Here is a 26,094-nt window from a genome sequence, read left to right on the forward strand (position 1 = left end):
CCGCAAATTACGCCGACCTCCGATTGAATTGCGGCCAGGCTTCCCTCGTCACACGAATGGCCGAGCGAAGAAATACCAGGGCAATCAACACACCGATAACGATGTCGGGCCAGGCGGAATGGAACATTGCCACCGCCCCGCCCGCGCACAACACACCCACGTTGGCGACCACGTCGTTCCGCGAGCATTCGAACGTGCTGCTCATGTTGACGTTGGTTTTGCGGAAGCGCCACAGCAGTCCGAGGCACGTCACGTTGGCCAGCAGCGCCAGGAAGCCGAATATCAACATCAGGTCGCTCGATGGCGGAACGCCATGGCGCAGTTTGTAGGCGATCTCCACCACGATACCGATGAAGAACAGGAAAATGATGCCGCCTTTGGCGAGCGCAGCGCCTGCCTCCCAGCGCGCTCCCCGGTGTAAAGCAAACAAGCTCAGCACATAGACGATGGCGTCGCCCAGCATGTCCACCGCATCGGCCATCAGCGCCGACGAATTGGCGATGTAGCCGGCAGAAAATTCGATCACGAACATCACCGCGTTGATCGCCAACACCCACAGCAGCACGCGGCGCTGGCCTGCTTTCAGTGCCAGTTCGGCGATTTCTTTCCCCTTGTTTGAACAGCATTCGTCCATGGAGCCTCCCAGGTTTATCGAACTTGACTTGATGCGTACTTCCACTTTATAAACGTTGAAGTCACTTCAAGGTCAAGCGCAATCATGGAGACATTCAATATCGGGCAACTGGCAACGGCGGCGCAAACGCCGGCGGCAACCATCAGGTATTACGAAAAGATCGGCCTGCTACCTGCACCGGCCCGTACCGGCAGCAACTACCGCCGCTATGACGGCGATGCCCTGGCGCGCCTGAGTTTTGTTTGCCGCGCCCGCGATCTGGGATTTTCGATCGATCAAGTACGCAATTTGCTGGACCTGTCGGACCAGCGCGAACACGATTGCTGCACGGTCGATCAATTGACGCAGGAACACCTGGCGACAATCGAGCAGAAAATCGCCGACCTGAGCGCACTCAAGCACCACTTGTCGCAATTGCTGGTGTCGTGCCATGGCGGCACGGTGGCGGATTGCCGCATTATCGATGCGCTGACCCCAAGAAAGGTTCCTCCGGTCGGGAATTAGTGTATTTCGTCCACCCGGCCCGCTGTGAAGCCTGTTGGTATTTCAAAAACATCGCTAATAAGTTAAGCTTGCTGATCTATGTCGCTGCCCCAAGGATCATTATGCAATGTGTTGTTTGCAGCACCCCGCAGTTGCAAGGTTTAACTGATTGGCATATTTCATGTTCCGCGTGTGGATACGAAGGCTCTGCGCTGACGGTGAAAATCAACGCGCAACCGGAAGGCGCGCCGGTTGACGAGCTTGAGCGTGAAGTGGGTTTGAAATCGCTGCGGCAGGAAAATTTTCGCGACATTTTAAGCGTGGTGCTCAAGCATGTGAAACCGGGGGCGCGGCGCCTGCTTGATGTGGGTTGCGCGCACGGATGGTTTCTCGAGACCGCGCGCGCGCATTTCGATGTGCTGGGCGTCGAGCCCGATTCGGTGGTTGGCAGCCGCACCGCCTCGCGCGGCCTGCCGGTACGACCTGGCTATTTTCCCGATGCGCTCACGCCCGATGAATCATTCGATGTCATCGTGTTTAACGACGTTATCGAGCATATTCCTGATATTGCCTCCGCCCTGGACGCATGCAATGCGCGCTTGAGCGAAAACGGCCTGCTGGTTCTTAATCTTCCGAACAGCCGGGGATTTTTCTACCGCTTATCAAAAATATTTGCCAGGCTAGGGTGGCGCAATCCGTTCAACCGGCTTTGGCAAAAGGATCTGCCCTCCCCCCCCACGTTCATTATTTCAATCCACGCAATCTGGAACTGCTCGTGGCCCAGCATGGCTTCGTGAACGTGTATTCCGGGCAGTTGCCTTCCTTGCGCAAAAAAGGCCTGTTCGAGCGGATTCGCTGTACTGGCGATATTTCGGGCTTCTCTTTGTACCTGCAGTATTTTGCTGTGTTGTGTTCGATTCCCGTCTTGTCAGCCTTCCCAAGCGACATCATGTTCTGCGTTTTTCGCAAAACGACGTCCGAAGGCAGCTGAAACCATGCTGGAACGTATCCATCTCGCCACCCTGCTGGAAGTTGAAAAACAAGGCTCCCTGACGGCAGCCGCCGAAGTGCTGCACCTGACCCAGTCTGCGCTGAGCCACAGCATGAAAAAGCTCGAGCAGCAACTGGGCACCGACATCTGGCTGCGGGAAGGACGCACGTTGCGGCTTACCCAGGCGGGCCAGTACCTGCATGCGGTCGCCCAGCGCGTGATTCCGCAACTGGATTTGGCCGAAGAGCGCCTGCGCCAGTTTGCCCAGGGCGAGCGCGGCACGCTGCGCATCGGCATGGAGTGCCATCCGTGCTACCAGTGGCTGCTGAAAATCGTCAGCGGCTACCTGGCGGCGTGGCCGCACGTGGATGTGGACGTCAAACAAAAATTCCAGTTCGGCGGCATCGGCGCCCTGTTCGGTTTCGAGATCGACTTGCTGGTCACGCCCGATCCACTGCTCAAACCGGGCCTGCGGTTCGAACCTGTGTTCGATTATGAACAGGTGCTGGTGGTGCACAAGGACCATCCCTGGGCCGATCAGCAGGAAGTGCGTCCGGAACAGTTGAACGAAGAGACGCTGATCACCTACCCGGTCCCGCTCGAAAGGCTCGACATCTATAATATGTTCCTGCTGCCGGCCAAGGTTGGGCCGCGCAGGCACAAGACCATCGAAACCACCGACATCATGTTGCAGATGGTGGCCAGCGGCCGTGGCGTGACCGCCCTGCCCAAGTGGCTGGTGACCGACTACGCGCCGCACCTGCAACTGCGCACGCTGCGCCTGGGCCCCACGGGCATCCAGAAGCATATCTACCTTGGCGCACGCGAAGTCGATTACGACACCGACTACCTGCAATCGTTCATCGCCATGGCGCGCAAGGCAGAAAGCTACTCGGCGTGACATGAGCCGCGCTCATGGATGTATGAAATAAGACCATTTTACTTCAACGATTCCCATGGTTATCATCGCTCCATCATTTCTTGCAGAAATCAGGACGACAGATCACCATGAGCAACGATTTTACTTTCAACATCAAGAGCATAGTTTTCGATGAAAACTATCATCCGTCCGACAACACGCGGCTGACGACCAACTTCGCCAATTTGGCGAGGGGCAAAAGCCGCCAGGAAAATCTGCGCAACACCCTGCGCATGATCGACAACCGATTCAACAACCTGGCGCACTGGGACAACCCCAACGGCGACCGCTATACGCTCGAACTCGACATCATTTCAGTAGAAATGACGATCGGCGCCGCAGGCGGCAATGATGCATTGCCGCTGATCGAGATATTGAAACCGAATATCATCGACAAGAAAACCGGCGAACGCACCGATGGCATCGCTGGCAACAACTTCTCGTCTTACGTGCGCGATTACGACTTCAGCGTCCTGCTGCCAGAGCATAACGCCGATAAAGCCACGTTTGGCACGCCCGATAATTTCGGCGATTTTCACGGCAAACTGTTCAAGCACTTTGTCAATTCCGACGCTTATAAACAGCATTTCAGCAAGCCGCCGGTCATTTGCATCAGCGCCTCGAGCAGCAAGGTCTATCACCGCACCGAGAATGTACACCCGATACTGGGCGTCGAGTACCAGCAAAATGAGTTGTCGCCGACCGATCGGTATTTCGACAAAATGGGGATGAAGGTTCGCTACTTCATGCCGCCCAATAGTTTTGCGCCGCTGGCGTTTTATTTTATCGGCGACCTGCTGGCCGACTATACCAACCTGGAGCTCATCGGCACCATCAGCACGATGGAGACGTTCCAGAAGATTTACCGGCCCGAGATCTATAACGCCAATTCCGCAGCGGGAAAACTGTATCAGCCCAGCCTGAAAAACCAGGATTACTCGTTGACACAAATTGTCTATGACCGCGACGAGCGCAGCCAGCTGGCGGTCAAGCAGGGCAAATATACGGAAGAGCATTTCATCAAACCGTACAAAAATATTCTTGAACAATGGGCTGCGAATGACGCGCACTGATCGACCGACCTGCACAAAGACCTCATCATGAAAAAAATATTACCGACTTCAACCGCCGGCAGCTTGCCCAAACCATCCTGGCTGGCACAGCCTGAAAAACTCTGGTCGCCCTGGAAATTGCAAGGCGAAGAACTGGCGGAGGGCAAACAGGATGCGTTGCTGCTGGCGCTGCAGGAGCAGCAGCAAGCCGGCATCGATATCGTCAGCGATGGCGAGCAAACCCGCCAGCATTTTGTCACCACGTTTATCGAGCATCTGAGCGGCGTCGATTTTGAAAAACGCGAGACCGTCAGGATACGCGATCGCTACGATGCCAGCGTGCCGACCGTCGTCGGCGCGGTGAGCCGCCAGAAACCGGTGTTCGTGGAAGACGCCAAATTCTTACGCCGGCAAACCGACCAACCGATCAAGTGGGCCCTGCCAGGCCCGATGACGATGATCGATACGCTCTACGACAGCCACTACAAGAGCCGCGAAAAACTGGCCTGGGAGTTCGCCAAGATCCTCAACCAGGAAGCGCGGGAACTGGAAGCGGCCGGCGTCGACATCATCCAGTTCGACGAACCGGCATTCAATGTGTTTTTCGATGAAGTGAACGATTGGGGCGTTGCCACGCTGGAGCGGGCGATCGAAGGGCTCAAGTGCGAAACTGCCGTCCATATCTGCTATGGCTACGGTATCAAAGCCAATACCGACTGGAAAAATACGCTGGGGTCCGAGTGGCGCCAATACGAAGAATCCTTCCCCAAGTTGCAGAAGTCCAGTATCGATATCATCTCGCTGGAATGCCACAACTCGCATGTGCCGATCGACCTGATTGAGCTCATCCGTGGCAAAAAAGTGATGGTCGGGGCCATCGACGTGGCCAGCCATGTGATTGAAACGCCCGAGGAAGTCGCCAATACCTTGCGCAAGGCGCTGCAGTTCGTCGATGCCGACAAGCTCTACCCTTGCACCAACTGCGGCATGGCGCCTTTGCCGCGCCACGTCGCCAGAGGAAAACTCAAAGCGCTCAGTGCCGGTGCGGAGATTATCCGGAGAGAACTGTCAGCCTGATAGCTGGAGTGGCAAAAATACATTAAAAATTCTCCCCCTTATGATTTAAATAATAGTAGTGTTATCGCTTGGGTGGCCATCGGTTTGTGGCTTGCCAATCGGTTAAACCATGGGGGGATAAATTGTTCAACTCAATGACCCGGCCAGCCGTGCTGGCGATTGCGCTGATCCTCACCGGATGCGCCAACCTCGGTGCGATCCAGGAATTCGGCAGGATGTCGGCCGATGGCGCCAGCTATACCAGGCTGACCAATGACTACGTGCAGAGCCCGGAAGTCAGAAAAGCCTTCACGTTTTGGGCCGATACTGCACAGCGCGATCACCTGACACGGGTTGCAGAAGAGCGCAAGAAACAAAGTGCGGAACTGGCGATCTATCACAAATCCATTTCCGCCTACATGAGCGCCCTGGCTGACCTGGCCGGGGACGAGACGCCAAGTTTCGATCCCGAGCTTGACGCAATGGTCGATGCAGCAGCAGAAGCCCGCTACCTCACCGAGGAAAAAGCAGAGGCTGTCAGAGCACTCGGCAAGGCATTGACCAATGCGCTCGCCAGCGCCTATCAACAACGGGAATTGAAGCAGGTGGTCGAGAATGCCAATGGGCCCCTGCAAAAAGTGATTGCTTCCATGACCGTGGTGATGGAAGGCTTCGCTGAGTCCCTGGACACCGAGCACACGGCTTTCGTCAGCTACCATCGGACCCTGATCGGCATGGCCGAGGAAAAAAGCAAGGACGACACCATGCGCGAACCGGTTGCCGCGCAAATGGCGTACGCAAATCTCGAGCTCGGCAAGCCTGCTTACGCGGCGCGCGCCCGGGCTATTCCCAAATATATCGAGACCTTGCAGAAGATAGCCGCTGCGCATCAGTCGCTGTACGACAACCGTAACCGGATATCGGACAAGGAAGTTCTATCGCAACTCGCAAAGCAGACCCGGCAGATTCGCGCCGCTTACGTTGCCGTGCGTGCAGCCGAGTAAAACTATATGGGGGTGACCATGAGCGACAATATCTTGGCTGCAAAACAGGCGTTGCAACTGGCCAAGCAATTTCGGCTGGCAGCGGTGGCGGTGGGCGACCGTGTGTTTAGCCAATGGGACGCCATTCCAAAAAAGGACAGGGCCCAACTGCAATCGCTGGAAGTAACGCTGCTCAATCTGGCGACCGACCTCACTACCCAGGCCGTTGGCATCGCTCTCGACGATGGCAAGATCAGCCTGGCAGCACTGGACCGTGCCACCGAATCTGCCAGGGAAGCACTGAAGCACATCATAGACGCGAAGGCGATGATCGGCATTACCACCGCCCTGATCGGCTTGGCTGCTACCATTCCTACCGGGAACTTGCTGGGGATGATAGCCGCCGTCAAGAACCTGGACGATGCGGTGAAGGCGTCAAAATCACCACCTTCGGAAAATAGCCGAGACCACGCCAGCTAGACGATGCGCCGCCGCGTGTCCGGAACGGGTATCCGTTCCTGCTGCGGCGACACAACCCAGCCCGTCAATTTGCTCTTGAGCGCATCCAGTTCGCCGGCCGCAACATCGACCAGCAAATTGTCGCCGCTGTGATGAATGACGCGCCCGTCGATGGTCGCGCCCACCATGGAAAGCGCTTCCTCGGTGGAGATGGTGGCATCAGCGGTACGTCGCAGGATAACTTGGCTCATATACTCAATATAGCATGATCACCGGCCCAATCAGGGCAGCATCCCCAGTCCCTCCAGGTCCTTGGGAAAGCCGAGCGGTTTTGCCGCAGCATTGATCACGGCCAGCATGGCCGTGGACCGGTCGCGGTTCCGTTTCATTTTGAGCACCTTGGGCTGGGCGGCCAGCAACGCGGCTGCGGCGCCGGCTGCGGCCGGACACGCCATCGACGTGCCGCTCATCACACCGTAGCCGCCACCGGGCAGCGTCGAGACGATGCCGACGCCCGGACCGGTCAGGTCGATTTCCGGTCCCACGTTGGAAAACTGCGCAATGAAAAGCTGTTCATCGGTAGTGGCTGCCGGCGGCGCCACGTCCAGTAGTTCGGACGAGTTGGCGGGAAAAGTACCCTGCCTGCCAGCGGCTGACACCGCAACGGACTCGGTCCATGCGGCGGGATAGGAAACCGGCTGGCGTCCGTCATTGCCGGCCGCGACAATGCATAAAGTGCCATTATCATATGCCTCCTTGATGGCGTCGTGCACGGCCTCATCGGGCGACGCGCCGCCCAGGCTCAGGTTCAGCAAGTCGCACTGGTCTTGTACCCCCTGCTCGATCGCGCGCAAGATGTCGTAGTTGGTGGCGCCGCCGCCGGCGTTGGGAAATACTCGGTAACTGTACAGCGCCACGCCCGGGGCCACGCCGGGTTTGCCGGTCGGTTGCTGGCCACGGGAGGCGATGATGCCCGCCACATGGGTGCCGTGCTCGCCTTGCTCCTTGGCCGGTCCCCAGCCACCGGCATCATTCTCATCGGCGACAAACGCGGCGCCGCCCAGCACTTTTAAATCAGGATGCTTGCCATCGACACCGGTATCGATCACGCCCACCCGCACGCCGTGGCCAGCCTCGGCGGGATGTTCGCCATAGACGGTGGCGAGGAAATCCGGCACCGCCAGGTCAATGGGGGCAATACCGACACTGTCGCCGTTCTTGATCTTGCGGGTGCGCTCGCACAGTCCCCAGTAGCCGGCGGGACCGTAGATCAGCAACAAGTCCAGCGTCTTGCTCACAGTGGAAAACTGCAAGGTGACCTCGCCTTTCGCATTGCTGGTGCCCTGCGCGCCTTCCTGGCCGGCGAAATTCGTAAACGCGACCACCATGGCGCCCCTGACGGGCCTGCCACTGACGGTATCGACCACCTTGATCTTCAAGCCCGGCGCCGCTGCCGCAGCCGCCTTGCTGCGAACGGCCGCTGGCTGCAGGATCTGCCACCGGGGGCTGCGGGCGATCTCGTAGCGCACCAGCGGCACCAGCCTGATGCCGGCATTGCTGGCCTTCAAGGCAGTGGCTGCGACATCGCTCAGCTCTACCAGTTTGGGGCCGCTGTCTGCGCTGGAATGCACGATCTTGACGGCCGCAGCCGGCTGGACAGCCGTTCTGGCGGCACCCTGCAAGTCCAACCTGGCTGACATTACAGAGGAAAAAAGCTGGGGGGATGCAAGCGGCTCCCGTAGCGCCTCGGAGTGCAGACCCCGTTTAGGTAACAGCAGGTAGCGTTGAATATCGGTTGCCGTGTTGCGCGATCGGGATGCCATATGATTACCTCTACCATGGGTGTCACCCGATCATATTACTTTTAAAATAATATATATCGGATAACCAACATATATTTTTTGAACTGTCTGCGCGCAACAACATCTACAGATCAGTCCGATGTTGCCTGTTGCTGCTCGAACGTGATCACGATGAATTCCGCCGGCCGCTGCACGGCCACCTTCACCGATACGCGCATGATGCCGTTCTGGATATCTTCGGGTGTCATCGTGACACCCAGGCCGATATCGACCTGGTAGGTATCGCCCGGCGATGCGCCCTGCAACCCTCCCTGTTTCCACACATCGGTGAGGAAGCTGCCGATCATGCTTTTGACGGCAGCCCAGGTATTGGCATCGTTAGGCTGGAAAACATAGGCACGCGCCGCCTCCCTGATCGACTGCTCGAGGTAAATCATGGTCCGGCGCACTGCGATATAACGCCAGTCCTGGCTATTGCCATCGAGGGTGCGCGCGCCCCACACCAGGATGCCCTGGCCATTGAACAAGCGGATGGCATTGATCGATTTACCGGTGGCCTCATCGATATTCAGGGTGGCCTGCTGGCTGTCCGACAGCAGAATCGGCAGGCTGACTGCGCCGGTGATGGGACAATTAGCTGGCGAGCACCAGGGGCCGTCCGTGTTGTCGGTGACGGTGTACACGCCCGCCATCGCGCCACTTGGCGGCAGAATATTGGCCAACTCGGTCACCGACGCCATGATCCGGGCATAGACAGGGCTGGCCGCCACCAGCGCCGCCTGCAACTGCCTGTTGGTCATCGGCTTGGCCGATGGATGCTGGATCTGGGTGAGGATTTGTACTGCTTGCGGATTCGGCGCCGATGCCGGGCTCAGCAAAGAATTGAGCCTGGTCGTATCGCCACCGAACAAATTGGTGAAATCGAGTTCGCCCGTTTGCATGATGGTCGTGCCGAGAAACGGGTAGTAGCTGATGCCGTAACGCAGTCCGTTAATGCCGGTACTGTTGCGAAAATTGGCGATGTCGTCGGTGTACTGGATCGGATCGGGTTGGGCGCCGCCAATGATATCGAGCAGGCATACCGCCGTCCCCATTGCCGTTGCTTGCTGCAACATCGCCGGATTCAAGATGGCGTTATCGGCCAATGACATCAGCGTGGCATCGGGACACAGATACATGGTCGGTTCCTGCTCGGTCTTCAGCAGCGCCAGACCGCGTTGCAAGTCGGCCAGTTTCACGTTGGGATTGACGATCTGCGCTGCCGGATCGGTGATCGGCTTGCCACTTGCGGCGCCATAGGTACCCACCGAAACGATATACGCGTCGCCACCGCCATTCTGGTAAAACAGGCGCACGCTGTTGTACAGATAGTAAATCGTGCTCGGGTCGGGCAGGACCGCGTAATACACGCCATCGAGTAAGATGTATTCGCCCGAAGCCGGCTGGGTTTTTTGCGCCACCAGGTAATAACCGGGAGCATATTGCACCGCCGGATCCAGCGGCGCCGGCGGATCGGGCAGCGTAAAATAGGCCTGGAAGTCCGCGAAGCTGGTGATTTTTACCGCGACATTGGCATATGACTTGCCCTGGTACGCAGCGACCGGGGTGTAACCAATAAATGCGGGAACGGCGGATGCCACCGCCACCACCGAGTTGGGAAAGGCGTTGAGTTCCTGGATGTACACGCCCGGGGTTGCATAAGCAGATGTCATGTTCAAAGTAAAAAGTGGCTCATGAGCAATAAATATATCACGTAAAAAGGCAGTATCATTCCCCTATGCGCACAACAAATATTCTCGCCGTCATACTCGTTACGCTGGCATCCGCCGCGTCCCCCACATTCGCCGCCGACCTGCCGGCCACTTCCCGCGCCGAAATCGATGCCCTGCTCAATCGCCTGGGTACATCCGGCTGCCAGTTCAACCGCAACGGCAGCTGGTATAGCTCCGCCGACGCCAAGGCGCACCTGGCGAAAAAATTGAATTACCTCGTGGAGAAAAACAAGCTTGATGGCACCGAGCAGTTCATCAAGCTGGCAGCGAGCTCGAGCAGCATGTCGGGCACGCCCTACCAGGTGCGGTGTGCTGACAGCCAGCCCGTGGCCAGCCAGACCTGGCTGACCACCGAACTGCAAACCATCCGCGCCAAAGCCGCCCCGCCGAAGTAGTCCCCGCGTTAAAGCCGGACAATCAAGCCGGGCCACCTCGACTAACACGGCATCATTACACTTACCAGCACATCAGAACCGATGCTGCACGCCGGCCATCAAGCCGCGCTGGCTATCGGAAAACCCCGCATCGGCACGTGACAGGCTGATCAGCTTGCCGTTCTTGGCCTTGGCATACGCTGCCGTCACGTACACGTCGGTGCGCTTGGACAGCGCGTAGCGGGCGCGGGTCACGTACATCTTCGGATCGGCATCAGTACGGGCCGCCACGTTGCGCACGTCGGTGTAGTAGATGGCGCCGACCAGCGTCAACGCCGGGCCGGCCTTGTAGGTCAGGCCGGCCCAGTAGGTGTTGGCGCGCACATCGGGCAAGGCGCGGTTGTTCGATTCGTTCTTGTAGCTGCGGCCTACCAGTTGCACCTTGAAGTCGCCGGCAGTGACCATGCCGCCCAGGTGGTAGATATTGCTGGTGTCGTGGCGATTGGTGGCAGCAACTTTGTTGCCGTTGCCTTGTTCGGCCGAGCCGATTACCGAGAACATGCCGGCCGTGTAGGTAGCGGCTACCTGCATCCTCGCGCCGTCGGCGGTACCGGTGCTCTGTTCGCCGAAGGCATACGTGGCGCCGAATTTGAGTGGCCCGGTTTCCAGCGAATATTTGACGATGTTGTCGGCCGACGTGATCATGCCGTAGCTGTTGACGTTCGAGGCCGAGCCGCTCGAGGCCCACGAGTAGTACGGCGCGTATGCCATCGGGTCGAACGGCACGATGAAATCATACACGGTGGTAAACGAACGGCCCAGGACCACCCGGCCGAACGAACCTTCCAGGCCCACGTTGGCCTGACGCCGGAACAGGCCGCCGCCATCGGAGCCGCCGATGTCGGTCAGCAAACCGCCTTCGAGATTGAACACGGCTTTCAGGCCGCCGCCCAGATCCTCGGTGCCACGGAAGCCGAAGCGCGAGTTGTTCATGCCGCCCGAGCTCACCCGCGTGGCGCTGCCGCCCGGTCCCGCATGGGTCAGGTTTTCCACGCCCGTGTCGAGCAGTCCGTACAGCGTGACGTTCGATTGCGCGGCGGCCGGAACGACTGCGCAGACGGCGGCCAGTACGGCGCCGGCGATGACGGTGGTCTTATGCATGGAGATCTCCTCAGTTAATTATTATCGTGTTGTTTGTCTATGCCAGGCGGAAGACGCTGACGACCGCCGCCAGGTTGGCCGACTGTTCCTGCAATGCCGCTGCCGCTGCGGCGGCTTCTTCCACCAGCGCGGCATTCTGTTGCGTTACCTGGTCCATCTGGATCACGGCGCGGTTCACTTCTTCGATGCCCACGCTCTGCTCTTCGCTGGCGGCGGTAATCTCGGTCACTACTTCACTCACGCGGCGCACGCTCTCGAGCATGTCGTTCATCGACTTACCGGCCTGCTGCACTTGCGATGTGCCGGAACCTACCTGCACCACCGAGTCGTCGATCAGCACCTTGATTTCCTTGGCGGCTGCCGCGCTGCGGTGGGCCAGGTTGCGCACTTCGGTCGCGACCACGGCAAAGCCCCGGCCCTGCTCGCCTGCCCGAGCTGCTTCGACGGCAGCGTTCAGGGCCAGGATATTGGTCTGGAACGCGATACCGTCGATCACGCTGATGATGTCGACGATCTTGCGTGACGACGCGCTGATCGATTCCATGGTGGTGATCACTTCGCCCACGACCTTGCCGCAATCGCCGGCGATGGTCGAAGCCGATTGCGCCAGTTTCTTGGCGTGGCGCGAGTTGTCGGCATTCTGCTTGACGGTGGACGTCAACTCTTCCATGGCCGACGCGGTTTCTTCCAGCGAACTGGCCTGCTCCTCGGTGCGGCTCGAGAGGTCGAGGTTGCCGCTGGCGATCTCGGCCGAGGCGGTGGCGATGGTGTCGGTGCCGCTGCGAACTTCGCCGACCACGCGCAACAAGCTGGCGTTCATCAGGCCCAGGGCCGCCATCAACTGGCCGGTCTCGTCGGCGCCGCCGCGTGCGATGTTGGCGGTCAGGTCGCCGTTGGCCACGCGCTGGGCCACTTCCACCGCCTCCTGCAACGGCCGCGACACGATGCGCGCCACCCACACGGCCAGCGCCATGCCGACTACGATCAGCACCGCCAGCACGCCCAGGATCAGGTTGCGTGATAGGGCGAACGTAGCGGACGCCTGCTCGTCGGACGCTGCGCTGCCGTCGTCGTTGATCTTGACCAGCGCTTCGAGCTGCTCGTTCACCTGGCGGAACAGCTTATTGGAAGCGCCCCGGAACAGCGTGCGCGCCTCTTCCTTGCTGCCCGCGTGCGACAGGCCGGTGAGCTTTTTGCTTTGCGCCATGTAGTCGGCGAGCGACTTTTGCAGCTCGGCGTAGATGCGCTTTTCTTCTGGCTCGGACACCAAGGCAGCGTACGACGCCTGCTGCTTGGACAGGGTTTCGAGCCGGGTGGCCATCGACTTGTCGGTGGCCACCATGTCTTCTTCGGTGGTGAGCAGGATGTGGGTCGATTCGGAGATGCGGTAGCGCGAGAGCGAATTCTGCATTTGCCCCAGGTAGCGCACTGCCGGCAGCCAGTTGGTGGCGATATCGCTGGACGCCTGGCTGACCTTGGTCATTTGCGCGATCGAGAACAGGCCCAGTGCGCAGGTAAAAACGGTGAGGATAGCGAACGAAATGATCAGCTTTTTGCCGATCTTTAAATCATAAAACCACTGCATGTCGCCTCCGGATTATTTTCCTTTTAGAAACATAATCATAGCGACCGGCTTTTTAAAAGTCGATCAAACCGGCATGGCTTCGATGAATGAGATTGAATTTGTGGCTTTTTAGCTGAATCTGGTAGAAGTTAATCCATGTTGCGTAAAAAGCCAATCTTCAATTGTGTCGGCGCTTGCCGTTGTCGAACATGCGCGACTCGGCCGCCAGGGCCAGCAGGTTCGGATCGCGCTCGCGCGATTTGAGCATCAGCAGCGAAATCACCTGGTGCGATGCATACGGCGCCGCCAGCGCGATCAGCTCGATGCGGGCGCTGTACTCGGCCACCCGCGCCGGCAGCAGGCTGTAGCCCATGCCGCTGCCCACCAGGTTGATCAGTGAGAAAATGTCGCTGACCTGCATCGCGGTTTCCGGCTCGAAGCCGGCCTGGCGGAATGCGTGGTTGAAACTGTCTGCCGTCACGAAACCGGCGCCCAGCGTGATCCATTGCTCGTGGCGCAGCTGGCGCAAGTCCACCTGGGCCGCGCCCGCGTAGGGAGAACCGAGCGGCGCGGCCAGCCGCACCTCGTCCTCGAACATGGGAATGGCGATCAGGCGGCCGTCATCGCTCGGTGCTTGCAAGCCGATGACCACGGCGTCGAGACGGCCGTCGGCCAGGCCTTGCAGCAAATCCTTGTTGGAGCCGAGCGTGAGATCGACGTGCAGCTCGGGACGGCGCAATTTCAGGCCCATCAGCAGGTGCGGAATACAGCGCAAGGTCAGCGAGTACAGCGAGCCGATGCGCAGCCGGCCACTGTTGAAACCGGCGATTTCGCGCACCTTGCGGATACCCTCTTCCGCCTCGTTGACAGCCCGCTGCGCATGCGTGGCCAGGGCAAATGCGGCCGGCTGGGCAGTCAGCTTGCGGCCTTCGCGCGCAAACAGCTGGCAGCGCAAGCCTTCTTCCAGCGAATGCAGCGCCCGGTGCACGCTGACCACGCTTTGCCCGACCTCGTCCGACACCCGCGCCAGGCTGCCCAGGCGCATGAAAGCCAGGAAGATTTCCAGTTTCTTGAGCGTGATTTCTTCGTCGATCATAGGGATTCTCCTTTGGGCCAGAACCTATCCCGGTAGGGAGGAGGCAGCGGATTGCGATGCATCGGTAGCGGGGGCAAGGCGCGAGGAAGAAGCATGGTAGCCCATGCGATGACGAGCAACGCCGGCCCCGCTGCCGAGGCGCGCAAGCAGCGCCTCACTCCCTGCCGGGATAGGTTCTCAGTATAGCGATAGTTAACCTGAAGGTAAACGTTGAGGCGCTGCGGTTGATTGAACTGGACGGTATTGCGGCCTATGCTGGGTCCTGTCAGACATCCAGCTTATGTCGAGAACGTAATGACAGGAGACAATATGAACAACAGCAGCAAGCCGCCGCGCCAGTGGGACACGCGGCGCCAGGAAAAGCGCCGCCGCCGCGACTCCGTCCGCCACCTCAGCGACGGCCCCATCATCGGCACCGACGCCATCGTCGATGCGCTCTCGCTCCTGATCGCCAGCGGCGACCGCGTGGTCCTCGAAGGGAACAACCAGAAACAGGCCGATTTCCTGGCCCGCGCCATGGTGCAAATGAATGCCGACAAGGTCAACAAGCTGCACATGATCATGCCCAGCGTGAGCCTGCCGCAGCACCTGGACCTGTTCGAGCGCGGCATCGCCAACAAGCTCGATTTCGCCTTTGCCGGCGCCCAGAGCCTGCGCATCTCGCAACTGCTGCAGGACGGCGTGCTACAAGTGGGCGCGCTGCACACCTACGTGGAACTGTATGCGCGGCTGTACGTGGACCTGGCGCCCAACGTGGTGCTGGTGGCCGGCTACATGGCCGACCGCCAGGGCAACCTGTACACGGGCCCCAGCACCGAGGACACGCCGGCGCTGGTGGAAGCGGCCGCCTTCCACGATGGCATCGTGATCGCCCAGGTGAACCAGATCGTCGACGATCCCGGCGACCTGCCGCGCGTGGACATTCCCGGCTCGTGGATCGACTTCGTGGTGCAGGCCGACAAGCCGTTCTATATCGAGCCGCTGTTCACCCGCGACCCGCGCCTGATCAAGCCCGTGCACGTGCTGATGGGGATGATGGCGATCCGTGGCGTCTATGAGCGCCACAACGTGCAGTCACTGAACCACGGCATCGGTTTTAATACCGCCGCCATCGAGCTGCTGCTGCCCACCTATGGCGAGCAACTGGGCTTGAAGGGCAAGATCTGCCGCCACTGGACCCTGAATCCGCACCCCACGCTGATCCCTGCCATCGAAAGCGGCTGGGTGGACAGCGTGCATTGCTTCGGCGCCGAACTGGGCATGGAAGCCTACACGGCCGCCCGCCCCGACGTGTTCTTCACCGGTCGCGACGGCTCCATGCGCTCGAACCGCCTGCTGTGCCAGATGGCCGGCCAGTACGCGGTGGACCTGTTCATCGGCGCCACCCTGCAAATGGATGGCCTGGGCAATTCATCGACCGTCACGCACGGCCGGCTCACCGGCTTTGGCGGCGCGCCGAACATGGGCCACGACCCGCACGGCCGCCGCCACGCCACGCCGGCCTGGCTGGACCTGATCGAAGGCGACGACCCGCTCTCGCGCGGCCGCAAGCTGGTGGTGCAGATGGTGGAAACCTTCCAGGACGGCACCCAGCCCACCATCGTCGAATCCCTCGACGCCGTCGCCGTCGGCAAGGCGTCCGGCATGCCGCTGGCGCCGGTGATGATTTACGGCGACGACGTCAGCCACGTGCTGACCGAGGAAGGCATCGCCTACCTGTACAAGGCGCGCAACCTGGAAGAGCGCAAGGCCATGCTGGCGGCGGTGGCGGGCGTCACGCCCGTCGGCCTGCGCCACGATCCGAAACAGACTGCTCGCATGCGCCAGGAGGGCCTGATCGCGCTGCCGGAAGACTTGGGCGTGCAACGGGCGCAGGCCACGCGCTCGCTGCTGGCCGCCAAGAGCATCGCCGACCTGGTTGACTGGTCCGATGGCCTGTACGACCCACCTGCCAAATTCAGGAGCTGGTAATGACGATGCTGACCGAACTTTCCCGCACCGTGCCAGTGGACTTGAATGGCGCCGCGCTGGCCGACATTGCGGTCACCGTACTGGTGGACGAAGCCATGCTCACACCAAAACCGGGCCTGGTGGACATGCGCGGCAGCGGCGCCCACACCGACTTGAGCTGGCTGCTGATGTGCCGCTCGGCCCACGCGCTGCGCCCCGCCTTCGAAGCCATGGCCCATGCGGGCGCCACGATGGACGACCTGCCTGCGCTGCGCCTGCGCATCGGCGCCATTGGCCGCGCCGGCGAAACGCTGATGATGAACGCCACCGGCGGCGTCAACACCCACCGGGGCGCGATCTGGGCGCTCGGGTTGCTGGTCACTGCGGCCGCCCACGGCGACTTCGATGCACGCACCATCGCGGCGCGGGCCGGCGCCCTGGCGCGGCTGCACGATCCCGCCGCTCCGGCCAGCACCGGCAACAAGGGCGAGACCGTGCGCCGCATCTATGGCGTGGGCGGCGCGCGCGGCCAGGCCGAGGCGGCGTTCCCGCACGTGACCGACGTGGCGCTGCCGATGCTGCACGCCTCGCGCGCCCGGGGCGACAGCGAAACCGCCGCCCAATTGAACGCGCTGCTGGCCGTGATGGCCGACCTGGACGACACCTGCCTGCTGGCGCGCGGCGGCCCTGCGGCACTGGCGGCCGCCCAGAGCGGCGCCAAGGCGGTGCTTTACGCCGGTGGCGCCGGCACAAATACCGGCCGCGCGGCCTTGCGCGAGCTAGATGCCGACCTGATGGCGCGTGGCGTCTCGCCCGGCGGCGCGGCGGACCTGCTGGCGGCCACGCTGCTGCTCGACCGCCTCGCGCATCCGAACCACCGCATCACCCCACAATTACAAGCTACGGAGGCCCAACATGGAACGACTGCATTTTGAATTCCCCGCTGGCCAGCCCGCTGCGCCCACTATCGTTGCCCGCGTGGTCACCGGCGTGGTGGCATCGGGCGACCTGGAGGTGCTCTTGGCCCCGCAAGGCGGCGTGCTGACCACCATTGCCGTGCAAACCTCGGTGGACGGCTACGGCGGCACCTGGAAAGCGCTGCTCGAACGCGTGTTTACCGACGCCACGCTGCCGGCGGCCAGCATCGAGATCAACGACAACGGCGCCACGCCCGGCGTGGTGCGCATGCGCATCGAGCAGGCGTTCGAAGAAGCGCAAGCGGCTGGAGGTCAACCATGAATATCGAACAACTGCTGAACCGCGACAGCTTTATCGAGCGCAGCGCCCGCAACCGCGCCCGCGCCCTGCTCGACACCGGCTCGATGCGCGAACTGATCGGCCCTTTCGATCGCGTCACGTCGCCGTGGCTGGCGCAGCAAAAGCTGGTCACCCAGTCCGATGACGGGGTGGTCGTGGCCAAGGGCACGGTCGAGGGCGTGGCCACCGTGGTGCTGGCCATCGAAGGCGCGTTCCAGGGCGGCAGCATGGGCGAAGTGGGCGGCGCAAAAATCGCCGGCGCGCTCGAGCTGGCGGCCGATGACAACCGTGCCGGCATTCCCACCCAGGCCGTGATCGTGTTTGAGACGGGCGGAGTGCGGCTGCAGGAAGCCAACCTGGGGCTGGCGGCGATTGCCGAAATCCAGTCGGCCATCGTCGATCTGCGCCGCTACCGTCCCGTGATCGGTGTCAGTGCCGGCACCGTGGGCTGCTACGGTGGCATGTCGATCGCTGCCGGCCTGTGCTCGTACCTGGCGCTCACCCGCGAGGCGCGCCTGGGGCTGAACGGCCCGCAGGTGATCGAGCAGGAAGCGGGGATCGCCGAATTTGACGCCCGCAACCGCGCTCTCATCTGGGGCCTGACCGGCGGCCAGCAGCGCGCAGCGACCGGCCTGGCCGATGCGCTGGTGGACGACGATACGGCGCAGGTGCGCAGCCTGGTGGTGGACCTGTTCCGCGCCGGCGTGCCGCCGGAGCATCGCAGCGACCGTTACGCCCACTACCTCGAACGCCTGGCGCGTTTCGACACTGCCGGCCAGCCGGAGGCGGCCGATGTCCGCGCCCTGTACGGAAAGGATCTCTGATGAATACCGCAAACCACACCTCCAACGGTGGCACCTGGCTCGACCTGCTCGCTGGCGGTGCCGATGTTTATGACTGGCCGGCAGTGCGCGTGCGCGACGCCAGCCTGGCCGGTGCACCCGCGCGTTTTATTGCCGTGGTGCCCGACGCTGCTAACCGCTTCCCGCGCGCCCGCACCGGCGAAGTGGGCCTGGTCGAAGGCTGGCAGCTGGCGCAGGCCGTGCACGAGGTCATCGATGCCGACCGCGCGTCTGCCAGCAAGCGCGCCATCGTCGCCGTGATCGACGTCACCAGCCAGGCATACGGCCGCCGCGAGGAAGCCTTCGGCATCCACCAGGCGCTGGCCGGCGCGGCGGGCGCTTATGCCCAGGCGCGGCTGGCCGGCCACCCGGTGATCGGGCTGATCGTCGGGCTGGCGATGTCGGGCGCCTTCCTGGCCCACGGCTACCAGGCCAACCGCCTGATCGCTTTCGACGATGCTGGCGTGATGGTGCATGCGATGGGCAAGGCGTCCGCTGCGCGCATCACGCTGCGCTCGGTGGAAGCGCTGGAGGCGCTGGCGCAAAGCGTGCCGCCGATGGCGTACGACATCCACAGCTATGCGTCGCTGGGTTTGTTGTGGAAGGTGCTGCAGCCTTCGAGTGCATCGGCGCCGTCAGCGGACGACGTGGCGCTGGTAACGACCACGCTGGAAGCGGCGCTGGCCGATATCGCCAACGACACCCGCAAAGACCTCGCCACCCGTTTCGATGGCGAACACCGGGCCGCCTCGCGGCGCGTCCGGCAACTGCTGCGCGAGCAGTGGAAAGGAGAGACAAGCGCCTGACCCACTATGACGGCCGCCCATGAAACCACTATATAAACCGGTGCGGCCGATCCCTGGAACGAGTTGAAACTAGTTGGAGACACAATCATGATTATCTACGGAACCGCTTTACTGGCGATCTGCCACTTGCTGGGGATCTTCCTCGGCGACCTGCTGGGCACCCTGATCGGCGCCAAGACCAATGTCGGCGGCGTGGGCATTGCGATGATATTGCTTATCTGCGCCCGGCTGTGGATGCACAAGAAGGGCTGGATGCCCGAGCAGACCGAAATGGGCGTGGCCTTCTGGGGCGCGATGTACATCCCGGTGGTGGTCGCCATGGCCGCGCAACAGAACGTGCTGACCGCGCTGCGCGGTGGCCCGGTCGCGCTGCTGGCGGCTGTCGGCAGCGTGGTGGTGTGCGCCTGCGTGATCGCGCTGATCAACCGCGGCGAAAAGGTTGAAGGAACGGCTTTGCCGCCGCTGGAAGTGCCAACCCCTGCCACCGTGCGCTAAGGAGATCGTCATGCTCGAACTACTCGAAGGAACTGCCCGCCACAATGGCCTGGTCACCGCATTTGCGCTGGTGGGCCTGGTGATGCTGATCTCCATGAAACTCTCGCGCCACTTGACCATGGGACGCGTGCACGGCTCCGCCATCGCCATCGTGATCGGCCTCGGGCTGGCCTACTGGGGCGGCGTGCAGACCGGCGGCACCAAGGGCCTTGCCGACGTCTCGCTGTTTGCCGGCGTGGGCCTGATGGGCGGCGCCATGCTGCGCGACTTCGCGATTGTCGCCACCGCGTTCGAAGTGCAGGTGGTGGAAGCGAAAAAGGCCGGCATGGTCGGCGTGGTGGCGCTGTTGCTGGGCACCTTCCTGCCGTTTATCGTCGGTGCTTGCGTGGCCTACGCGTTCGGTTATCGCGATGCGGTCAGCATCACCACCATCGGCGCCGGCGCGGTTACGTATATCGTCGGTCCGGTCACCGGGGCGGCCATCGGCGCCACGTCGGACGTGATGGCGCTGAGTATTGCCGCTGGTCTGATCAAGGCCATCCTGGTGATGGTGGCCACGCCGGCCGCCGCCAAATTCCTCGGCTTGCGCACGCCGCGTTCGGCGATGGTGTTCGGCGGCCTGGCCGGCACCGTGTCCGGCGTCTCGGCCGGTCTGGCGGCCACCGACCGCAGGCTGGTGCCGTATGGCGCGCTGGTGGCCACGTTCCACACGGGACTGGGCTGCCTGCTCGGACCATCGCTGTTATTCTTTGCCACCCGCGCCATTGTTGGATAACGTATGAAAAACTTGCCCTGCCGTCCGCACGACCTGCTGTTCCTGCGCTTGCCCGACCGCTTTACCACCGGCGCCGGCGAAGCCTGGCCCGAGTGGCTCGACGCGGCGTGGCTCACGCAAGCGCCGCTGGTGGTGCGGCGCGAGGCGGCGCCTGGCAGCCTGCTGCCGGTGGGTGCCCGCGGCCTGACGCGCAGCCAGCGCTGCAAGGGTTATGTGCAGCGCGATGCCGTGGCCCGCTGCGTCACGCCCGAGATGCTGGCGCGCCTGCATTTGCGTGCAGTGCGCTCGGGCGAGTGCCAGTCGGACTTGCCGCCGCTGCGCGCGCTGGCCGCCATGACGCCGCGCCTGAAAGACCTGGGCCTGGCGTGGGGACCCACCGGCGGCGCCGGCTTTTACCTGGCCTCCGGCCTGCCGGTGCTGCGCGCAGACAGCGACCTCGATCTGCTGGTGCGCGCACCGGAACCGCTGCCGGCCTGGATCATCGACCGCCTGCTGCGGTTGCAGGAACAGCAGTGCCGTGTCGATATCCAGGTCGATACGGGACGCGGCGGTTTCGCCCTGAACGAATACGCGCGCGGCGGCCGGGTGCTGCTCAAGACCGCGCACGGGCCGGTGTTGGTCGCCGATCCGTGGCGCATGGCAGACGCGCAGCGCGAGGCAGCATGAGCGTGCTGTTGACCTTCCCCGGCCAGGGCGCGCAAAAGCCGGGCATGCTGCACGCCCTGCCCGCGCACGCGGTGGTCGGCGATACACTGGCCGAAGCTTCGGCAGCCCTGGGCAGCGACGTGCTGTTGCTCGATACCGTGGAAGCGCTGCGCTCCACCGTTGCCGTGCAACTGTGCCTGCTGGTGGCCGGCGTGGCTGCCGCGCGCTACATGGCCATGCTCGGTGCCCAGCCGACAATGGTGGCAGGACTGTCGATTGGCGCCTATCCGGCCGCCGTCATCGCCGGTGTGCTGGACTTTGCCGACGCCGTGCGGCTGGTGCGCCAGCGCGCGCAGTCGATGGAAGATGCCTATCCTTCCGGCTTTGGCATGACGGCGGTATCTGGCCTGGTGGAAGCCCAGCTTGCGCCGCTGGTAGCGCAAGTGCACAGCATGGAGACGCCCGTGTACCTCGCCAACCTGAACGGCCCGCGCCAGCTGGTCATCGCTGGTTCCGACCAGGCCATGGCGGCGGTGGCGTCGCTGGTGCAGGCTGGCAGCTCGGGCGCCAAGGCCGAGCGGCTGGCGGTGAGCGTGCCGTCGCATTGCGAATTATTCGATCGCCAGGCGCTGGAACTGGCAGCGGCGATGGCTGACGTGCCGCTGCGCCGTCCGCGCATGACGTACATCAGCGGCAGCGCGGCGCGGGCACTATTTGACGGCGCCGCCATCGGCGCCGACCTGGCCCGCAACATGGCGCGACCGGTGCAGTGGCACGACAGCATGCGCCACGCGTGGGAACGCGGCGCGCGGCTGGCCGTGGAAATGCCGAGCGGCAGCGTGCTGACCAAGCTGGCTCAGCCGATGTTTGACGGTGGGATGGCGGTCAGTTGCGAGGGGATGCGGTTTGAGGATATTGCGCAGCTGGTTGCCAGAGGTGATGGCTAATCCCGCGCCGCCATCCGGTCCAGGTAGGCCCGCAACTGCTCGCCCACCTGCTCCTGGACCTGCGCGCGTGCCTCGGCCTGCGCCAGCAGCAGTTCCAGTTCGCGGGCTCGCGCCTGCGCTGGCGCCAGCGCCGATTCCATCGCCGCCGCTTGCTCGCCCAGGCGCTCGTTGTGCGCGATGCTGGTGGCTAGCTGCCGTTCGAGGTCGCCCGTGTGGCGTTGCTGCGCCTGCAGTTGCTCCACTTTCTGTTCGAGCTTGCGGGCGTTGGTCAGCTGTTCGTACAGCGACTGCTGGGTATGTGCCAGCTCGGTCGCGATGCGGCTGCTTTCCTTGCTCAGTTGCGCCAGTTCGTCCTGCTTGATGTTGAAGGCCAGCCGCTGCTGGCGCAACTCGGTTTGCAGCCGTGCTTCATGTTCGCGCGTGGTACGCAATTCGCTTTCCATCTGCCGATTTGCTTGCGCCAGTTGCAGCTCTTTCTCGGCCAGTTCCGCGCGCGCGAGATCGAGCTGGTCTTCCGACTCCTGGCGCAGCCGCGCCGCCAGCCGCTCCACCAGGTCGTGCAGGACATCGCTGATGGTCGATTGGCGCACGCCAACCGGAGTGCTACCACCCTGCTCTTCATCGAGCTCCTTCAAATACTTGTGGATTGTGGTCTTGGAGCCGGTGTTGCCCAACGCCACGCGTACCGCATCCACCGACGGGTACTGGCCTTGCGCCAGCAAACCAGCACGCGCCTGCGCCACCTCTTCTTTTGATAATCCGGTACGTGCCATTCATCACTCCTAATAAGATAACGTCTTACATAACACGTATTATGTAATACGATTCGATCCAAAGCAAGCGCTTGCTGTATCATCGAGTCTTTGCAACCACTGCATCGACTATGGCACGCGATAATATCAGCGACATTCTCGTCTTTTTCGCCGTTGCGCGCGAGCGCAGTTTTACGCGGGCAGCCGCCAAGCTCGGCATGACGCAATCGGCGCTCAGTCACATCATCCGTTCGCTGGAAGAACGCCTCGGCGTGCGCCTGTTGACGCGCACCACACGCAGCGTCTCGCCCACCGAGGCTGGCGAGCGGCTGCTGCTCAATGTCGCACCGCGCCTGGAGGAAATCGAAGCGGAGATCGCCGCCGTCAGCGACCTTGGCGACAAGCCGGCCGGCACCATCCGCATCACTGCCATCGACATGGTGGTCGATACGATCCTGTTGCCGCGCATCGCGCCGCTGATGCCGCTGTACCCGGACTTGCACGTGGAGATCAACTCCGACTACCGGCTGGTCGATATCGCGGCCGAGCGCTACGACATCGGCGTGCGCCACGGCGACCAGGTGGACAAGGACATGATCGCCGTGCGCCTCACGCCCGATGTACCGATGCGCATCGTCGGCTCGCCGTCGTACTTTGCCTGGCACAGCAAGCCGACCACGATCGCGGAACTGCTGAAACAGAACTGCATCGCACTGCGCTTTGCCGGCAGCGGCGGTTTGTATGCGTGGGAATTGTGCGAACACGGCAAGCCGGTGGAAGCGCGCGTGCGCGGCCAAGCCGTATTTACCAGCGTGTATCCGATGCGCGACGCGGCACTGGCCGGCTGCGGCCTGGCATTCCTGCCCGGCGACCTGGTGGACGAACATATCGAAGCTGGTCGCCTGGTGTCAGTGATGGAGGATTGTTGCCCGAACTTCGAAGGACTGCACGCCTATTATCCGAGCCGGCGGCAGTCCTCACGGGCGTTGTCGCTGGTGATCGAGGCGATCAGATTGAAGAATTGAAGACGGGGCCGCAGCCCCGTGCTTGTCAGTACCGCGGTCAATACACCGCCGGCATTTGCGCAATCAGCTTATCCAGCGTGACCGGATAATCGCGCACGCGGATGCCGGTGGCGTTGTAGATGGCGTTGGCCACCGCCGCCCCTACGCCGCACAGGCCCAACTCACCGACACCCTTGGCCTTCATCGGCGACGACATCGGGTCGTTCTCGTCGAGGAAAATCACCTCCTGGTGCGGAATGTCGGCATGCACCGGCACCTCGTACCCGGCCAGGTCGTGGTTGACGAAAAAGCCCAGGCGCTTGTCCACCACCAGGTGCTCCATCAACGCCCCGCCCACACCCATGGTCATGGCGCCGATCAACTGGCTGCGCGCGGTCTTGGGGTTGAGGATGCGGCCCGCCGCGCACACGGCCAGCATGCGCCGCACCCGCACTTCAGCGGTTGCCAGGTCCACGCCCACTTCCACGAAGTGCGCACCGAACGTCGATTGCTGGAATTTCTTTCCGAGGTCACCGAATTCGATCGCGTCTTCCGCCGTGATCGCACCTTGGGCTGCCACGACGGACAGCGCCACCGTCTTCGCGCCGACATGCACCTGGCCGCCGGCAAATTCGGCGGCGACCGGATCGAGGCCGGCCTGGCGCGCGATCTGCTCGCGCAGCTTCACGCACGCTGCGTACACGCCAGCCGTGGCGCTGTTGGCGCCCCACTGCCCGCCCGAGCCGGACGACACCGGGAACGACGAGTCGCCCAGGCGCACCGTCACGCGCTCGACCGGAAGGCCAAGGATTTCTGCCGCCGTCTGGGCGATGATGGTGTAGCTGCCGGTGCCGATATCGGTCATGTCGGTTTCCACCGTCACCGTGCCGTCCTGCTCCAGCCGTACGCGCGCGCCGGACTTCATCACGATGTTGTTGCGGAAGGCCGAGGCCACGCCCATGCCCACCAGCCAGCGGCCGTCGCGGCGCGTACCCGGTTGCACGGCGCGCTGGTCCCAGCCGAACTTGCGCGCGCCCTGGCGCAGGCACTCCACCAGCCGTCGCTGCGAAAACTTGCGGCCACGCTGTTCGGGATCGACCGTGGTGTCGTTGAGGACGCGGAACGTTACAGGGTCCATCCTGAGTTTTTCCGCCAGTTCGTCGATCGCTACTTCCAGCGCCATCAGGCCAGGCGCCTCGCCCGGCGCGCGCATGGCATTCCCTTCCGGCAGATCGAGCGTGGCCAGCATCATGCGGGTCAGACGATTGGGGCCGGCGTACAGCAGGCGTGTTTGCGCCACCGCCGTTTCCGGCCCGCCGCCTTCCAGGTCGCCCGACCAGCTCTCGTGGGCGATGGCGGTGATGCGGCCCTCGCGCGAGGCGCCGATGCGGATGCGCTGGATGGTGGCCGGACGGTGCGTGGTGTTGTTGGCGATGAGCGGGCGTTGCAGCGTCACCTTCACCGGCCGCTTGACGACCCTGGCGCCCAGCGCGGCCAGCACGGTCTCGCTGCGCAGGAACAGCTTGCCGCCGAAGCCGCCGCCGATGTACGGCGATATCAATCGCACCTTGTCCTTGGAGATGCCCAGCGTGGTGGCCAGGTCGGTGCGGGTCCAGTCGATCATCTGGTTCGAGATCCATACCGTGAGCTGGTCGCCACTCCACGACGCGATCGACGCGAACGGCTCCATCATCGCATGGGTGTGGTCGGGCGTGGTGTAGGTGGCGTCGAGCTTGACCGGGGCGTTGGCGTACGCGCCTTCGAAGTCGCCCGTTCTTTGCTCACCCTGGTCTTCGTCCTTGTCGCCGGACTTGACCGGCCTGGCCTGGTCCATCGCTGCCTTCAGGTCGAACGCTCCCGGCGCAGCCTCGTAATCGACGCGCACCAGCGCGGCAGCGGCGCGAGCCTGCTCGAAGGTCTCGGCCACCACCAGCGCCACGGCCTGGTGGTAATGCTGCACGTCGGGGCCGGCCAGCAGGTGGGCCGTGTTGAAATTGCCTTTACCGAGTTTACCGGCACTCTCGTAGGTGACAACGGCCAGTACGCCGGGTGCGCGGCTGGCGGCGGTGCTGTCGATACCCTTGATGCGCCCCTTGGGGATGCTGGCGCCGATCACATAGCCATAGACGGCGTTCGGCGCCGCCTCGTGCTGTTCGTACGCGTATGGCGCGGTGCCGGTGACTTTGAGCGGACCGTCGATGCGGTCCAGGGGCTTGCCCACCACCTTGAGCTGGTCGATGGGATTGGTGCTTGCCGGGTTGGTGAATTTCATGTC

At 62.5% G+C, this 26,094-nt stretch carries 28 protein-coding genes; 19 read left to right on the forward strand and 9 right to left on the reverse strand.

Going from position 1 to position 26,094, the window contains the following annotated elements; translation table 11 throughout:
- Positions 1 to 7: 7 nt before the first annotated feature.
- Positions 8 to 679, reverse strand: a complete 672-nt coding sequence (locus tag F8197_RS04605; protein WP_373996789.1) for a cation diffusion facilitator family transporter — start codon at positions 677 to 679, stop codon at positions 8 to 10.
- A gap of 39 nt (positions 680 to 718) precedes the next feature.
- Between F8197_RS04605 and F8197_RS04610 the strand changes: the two genes are divergently transcribed.
- The 8 genes from F8197_RS04610 to F8197_RS04640 all read left to right on the forward strand — a co-directional run bounded on the left by F8197_RS04610 (position 719) and on the right by F8197_RS04640 (position 6,598).
- A complete protein-coding gene (locus F8197_RS04610; protein WP_152880314.1) occupies positions 719 to 1,138 on the forward strand; it encodes a helix-turn-helix domain-containing protein in 420 nt (139 codons plus the stop codon).
- On the forward strand, positions 1,138 to 1,914 hold the full coding sequence (locus F8197_RS04615) for a class I SAM-dependent methyltransferase (protein ID WP_373996790.1): 777 nt from the start codon (positions 1,138 to 1,140) through the stop codon (positions 1,912 to 1,914). Before F8197_RS04610 ends, F8197_RS04615 begins: the two co-directional genes overlap by 1 nt.
- Positions 1,893 to 2,108, forward strand: coding sequence for a hypothetical protein (locus F8197_RS28810; RefSeq protein WP_227012064.1), 216 nt, complete (start codon positions 1,893 to 1,895; stop codon positions 2,106 to 2,108). The genes F8197_RS04615 and F8197_RS28810 overlap by 22 nt, the downstream gene beginning before the upstream one ends.
- Before the next feature lie 4 nt (positions 2,109 to 2,112).
- Positions 2,113 to 3,009: a LysR family transcriptional regulator gene (locus tag F8197_RS04620; protein ID WP_152880316.1), complete on the forward strand. Its 897-nt coding sequence runs from the start codon at positions 2,113 to 2,115 to the stop codon at positions 3,007 to 3,009.
- Positions 3,010 to 3,116: 107 nt separating this feature from the next.
- On the forward strand, positions 3,117 to 4,100 hold the full coding sequence (locus F8197_RS04625) for a DUF1852 domain-containing protein (protein ID WP_152880318.1): 984 nt from the start codon (positions 3,117 to 3,119) through the stop codon (positions 4,098 to 4,100).
- 27 nt (positions 4,101 to 4,127) lie between these two features.
- Positions 4,128 to 5,156, forward strand: a complete 1,029-nt coding sequence (locus F8197_RS04630; RefSeq protein WP_152880320.1) for a methionine synthase — start codon at positions 4,128 to 4,130, stop codon at positions 5,154 to 5,156.
- A 134-nt stretch (positions 5,157 to 5,290) separates the two neighbouring features.
- Positions 5,291 to 6,139: a hypothetical protein gene (locus tag F8197_RS04635; protein ID WP_152880322.1), complete on the forward strand. Its 849-nt coding sequence runs from the start codon at positions 5,291 to 5,293 to the stop codon at positions 6,137 to 6,139.
- A gap of 18 nt (positions 6,140 to 6,157) precedes the next feature.
- Positions 6,158 to 6,598: a hypothetical protein gene (locus F8197_RS04640; RefSeq protein WP_152880324.1), complete on the forward strand. Its 441-nt coding sequence runs from the start codon at positions 6,158 to 6,160 to the stop codon at positions 6,596 to 6,598.
- Here the strand turns inward: F8197_RS04640 and F8197_RS04645 are convergent.
- The 3 genes from F8197_RS04645 to F8197_RS04655 form a co-directional block, all read right to left on the reverse strand.
- Positions 6,595 to 6,828 (reverse strand): hypothetical protein, encoded by a 234-nt coding sequence (locus F8197_RS04645; RefSeq protein ID WP_152880326.1) that lies wholly within the window; start codon positions 6,826 to 6,828, stop codon positions 6,595 to 6,597. The two genes, F8197_RS04640 and F8197_RS04645, sit on opposite strands and share 4 nt — an antisense overlap.
- 30 nt (positions 6,829 to 6,858) lie before the next feature.
- Complete coding sequence (locus F8197_RS04650) at positions 6,859 to 8,277, reverse strand: S8 family serine peptidase (RefSeq protein ID WP_193333328.1); 1,419 nt, start codon at positions 8,275 to 8,277, stop codon at positions 6,859 to 6,861.
- A 233-nt stretch (positions 8,278 to 8,510) separates the two neighbouring features.
- Positions 8,511 to 10,091: a phage tail sheath C-terminal domain-containing protein gene (locus tag F8197_RS04655; RefSeq protein ID WP_152880330.1), complete on the reverse strand. Its 1,581-nt coding sequence runs from the start codon at positions 10,089 to 10,091 to the stop codon at positions 8,511 to 8,513.
- Between the two features lie 65 nt (positions 10,092 to 10,156).
- Here F8197_RS04655 and F8197_RS04660 point away from each other — a divergent pair, with 65 nt between their 5' ends.
- Positions 10,157 to 10,546, forward strand: a complete 390-nt coding sequence (locus F8197_RS04660; RefSeq protein WP_152880332.1) for a DUF5329 domain-containing protein — start codon at positions 10,157 to 10,159, stop codon at positions 10,544 to 10,546.
- Between the two features lie 72 nt (positions 10,547 to 10,618).
- Here the strand turns inward: F8197_RS04660 and F8197_RS04665 are convergent, their stop codons facing one another.
- The 3 genes from F8197_RS04665 to F8197_RS04675 all read right to left on the reverse strand — a co-directional run bounded on the left by F8197_RS04665 (position 10,619) and on the right by F8197_RS04675 (position 14,346).
- Positions 10,619 to 11,686, reverse strand: a complete 1,068-nt coding sequence (locus tag F8197_RS04665) for a porin (protein WP_152880333.1) — start codon at positions 11,684 to 11,686, stop codon at positions 10,619 to 10,621.
- A gap of 37 nt (positions 11,687 to 11,723) precedes the next feature.
- On the reverse strand, positions 11,724 to 13,271 hold the full coding sequence (locus F8197_RS04670; RefSeq protein ID WP_152880335.1) for a methyl-accepting chemotaxis protein: 1,548 nt from the start codon (positions 13,269 to 13,271) through the stop codon (positions 11,724 to 11,726).
- Between the two features lie 157 nt (positions 13,272 to 13,428).
- The gene (locus tag F8197_RS04675) at positions 13,429 to 14,346 is read right to left on the reverse strand and encodes a LysR family transcriptional regulator (protein ID WP_152880336.1); all 918 of its coding nucleotides are present in this window, start codon (positions 14,344 to 14,346) and stop codon (positions 13,429 to 13,431) included.
- Positions 14,347 to 14,655: 309 nt separating this feature from the next.
- On the opposite strand from F8197_RS04675, the gene mdcA reads away from it, so the two are divergent.
- The 9 genes from mdcA to mdcH all read left to right on the forward strand — a co-directional run bounded on the left by mdcA (position 14,656) and on the right by mdcH (position 22,063).
- Positions 14,656 to 16,317 (forward strand): malonate decarboxylase subunit alpha, encoded by a 1,662-nt coding sequence (gene mdcA, locus F8197_RS04680; RefSeq protein ID WP_152880338.1) that lies wholly within the window; start codon positions 14,656 to 14,658, stop codon positions 16,315 to 16,317.
- Positions 16,317 to 17,231 (forward strand): triphosphoribosyl-dephospho-CoA synthase, encoded by a 915-nt coding sequence (locus F8197_RS04685; protein ID WP_152880340.1) that lies wholly within the window; start codon positions 16,317 to 16,319, stop codon positions 17,229 to 17,231. Before mdcA ends, F8197_RS04685 begins: the two co-directional genes overlap by 1 nt.
- Positions 17,212 to 17,535: a malonate decarboxylase subunit delta gene (locus F8197_RS04690; RefSeq protein WP_152880342.1), complete on the forward strand. Its 324-nt coding sequence runs from the start codon at positions 17,212 to 17,214 to the stop codon at positions 17,533 to 17,535. Before F8197_RS04685 ends, F8197_RS04690 begins: the two co-directional genes overlap by 20 nt.
- Complete coding sequence (locus F8197_RS04695) at positions 17,532 to 18,377, forward strand: biotin-independent malonate decarboxylase subunit beta (RefSeq protein WP_152880344.1); 846 nt, start codon at positions 17,532 to 17,534, stop codon at positions 18,375 to 18,377. Before F8197_RS04690 ends, F8197_RS04695 begins: the two co-directional genes overlap by 4 nt.
- Positions 18,377 to 19,201, forward strand: a complete 825-nt coding sequence (mdcE, locus tag F8197_RS04700) for a biotin-independent malonate decarboxylase subunit gamma (protein ID WP_152880346.1) — start codon at positions 18,377 to 18,379, stop codon at positions 19,199 to 19,201. Before F8197_RS04695 ends, mdcE begins: the two co-directional genes overlap by 1 nt.
- Positions 19,202 to 19,288: 87 nt before the next feature.
- Positions 19,289 to 19,696: a malonate transporter subunit MadL gene (madL, locus tag F8197_RS04705; RefSeq protein ID WP_019921145.1), complete on the forward strand. Its 408-nt coding sequence runs from the start codon at positions 19,289 to 19,291 to the stop codon at positions 19,694 to 19,696.
- Between the two features lie 10 nt (positions 19,697 to 19,706).
- The gene (gene madM / locus F8197_RS04710) at positions 19,707 to 20,471 is read left to right on the forward strand and encodes a malonate transporter subunit MadM (RefSeq protein ID WP_152880348.1); all 765 of its coding nucleotides are present in this window, start codon (positions 19,707 to 19,709) and stop codon (positions 20,469 to 20,471) included.
- A 3-nt stretch (positions 20,472 to 20,474) separates the two neighbouring features.
- Positions 20,475 to 21,137, forward strand: a complete 663-nt coding sequence (locus tag F8197_RS04715; RefSeq protein ID WP_152880350.1) for a malonate decarboxylase holo-ACP synthase — start codon at positions 20,475 to 20,477, stop codon at positions 21,135 to 21,137.
- A complete protein-coding gene (mdcH, locus tag F8197_RS04720; protein WP_152880352.1) occupies positions 21,134 to 22,063 on the forward strand; it encodes a malonate decarboxylase subunit epsilon in 930 nt (309 codons plus the stop codon). Before F8197_RS04715 ends, mdcH begins: the two co-directional genes overlap by 4 nt.
- On the opposite strand, the gene F8197_RS04725 is transcribed toward mdcH, so the two are convergent.
- Entirely contained in the window at positions 22,060 to 22,836 is a 777-nt protein-coding gene (locus F8197_RS04725; RefSeq protein WP_152880354.1) for a DNA-binding protein, read from the reverse strand. The two genes, mdcH and F8197_RS04725, sit on opposite strands and share 4 nt — an antisense overlap.
- A 110-nt stretch (positions 22,837 to 22,946) precedes the next feature.
- On the opposite strand from F8197_RS04725, the gene F8197_RS04730 reads away from it, so the two are divergent.
- Positions 22,947 to 23,840, forward strand: coding sequence for a LysR family transcriptional regulator (locus tag F8197_RS04730; protein ID WP_152880356.1), 894 nt, complete (start codon positions 22,947 to 22,949; stop codon positions 23,838 to 23,840).
- 37 nt (positions 23,841 to 23,877) lie between these two features.
- Here F8197_RS04730 and paoC read toward each other — a convergent pair whose 3' ends face one another.
- Positions 23,878 to 26,091 (reverse strand): aldehyde oxidoreductase molybdenum-binding subunit PaoC, encoded by a 2,214-nt coding sequence (paoC, locus tag F8197_RS04735; protein WP_152880358.1) that lies wholly within the window; start codon positions 26,089 to 26,091, stop codon positions 23,878 to 23,880.
- Positions 26,092 to 26,094 lie beyond the last annotated feature (3 nt).

The sequence above is a fragment of the Duganella sp. FT27W genome (assembly GCF_009295655.1).
GTDB classification, from domain to species: domain Bacteria; phylum Pseudomonadota; class Gammaproteobacteria; order Burkholderiales; family Burkholderiaceae_D; genus Rugamonas; species Rugamonas zoogloeoides.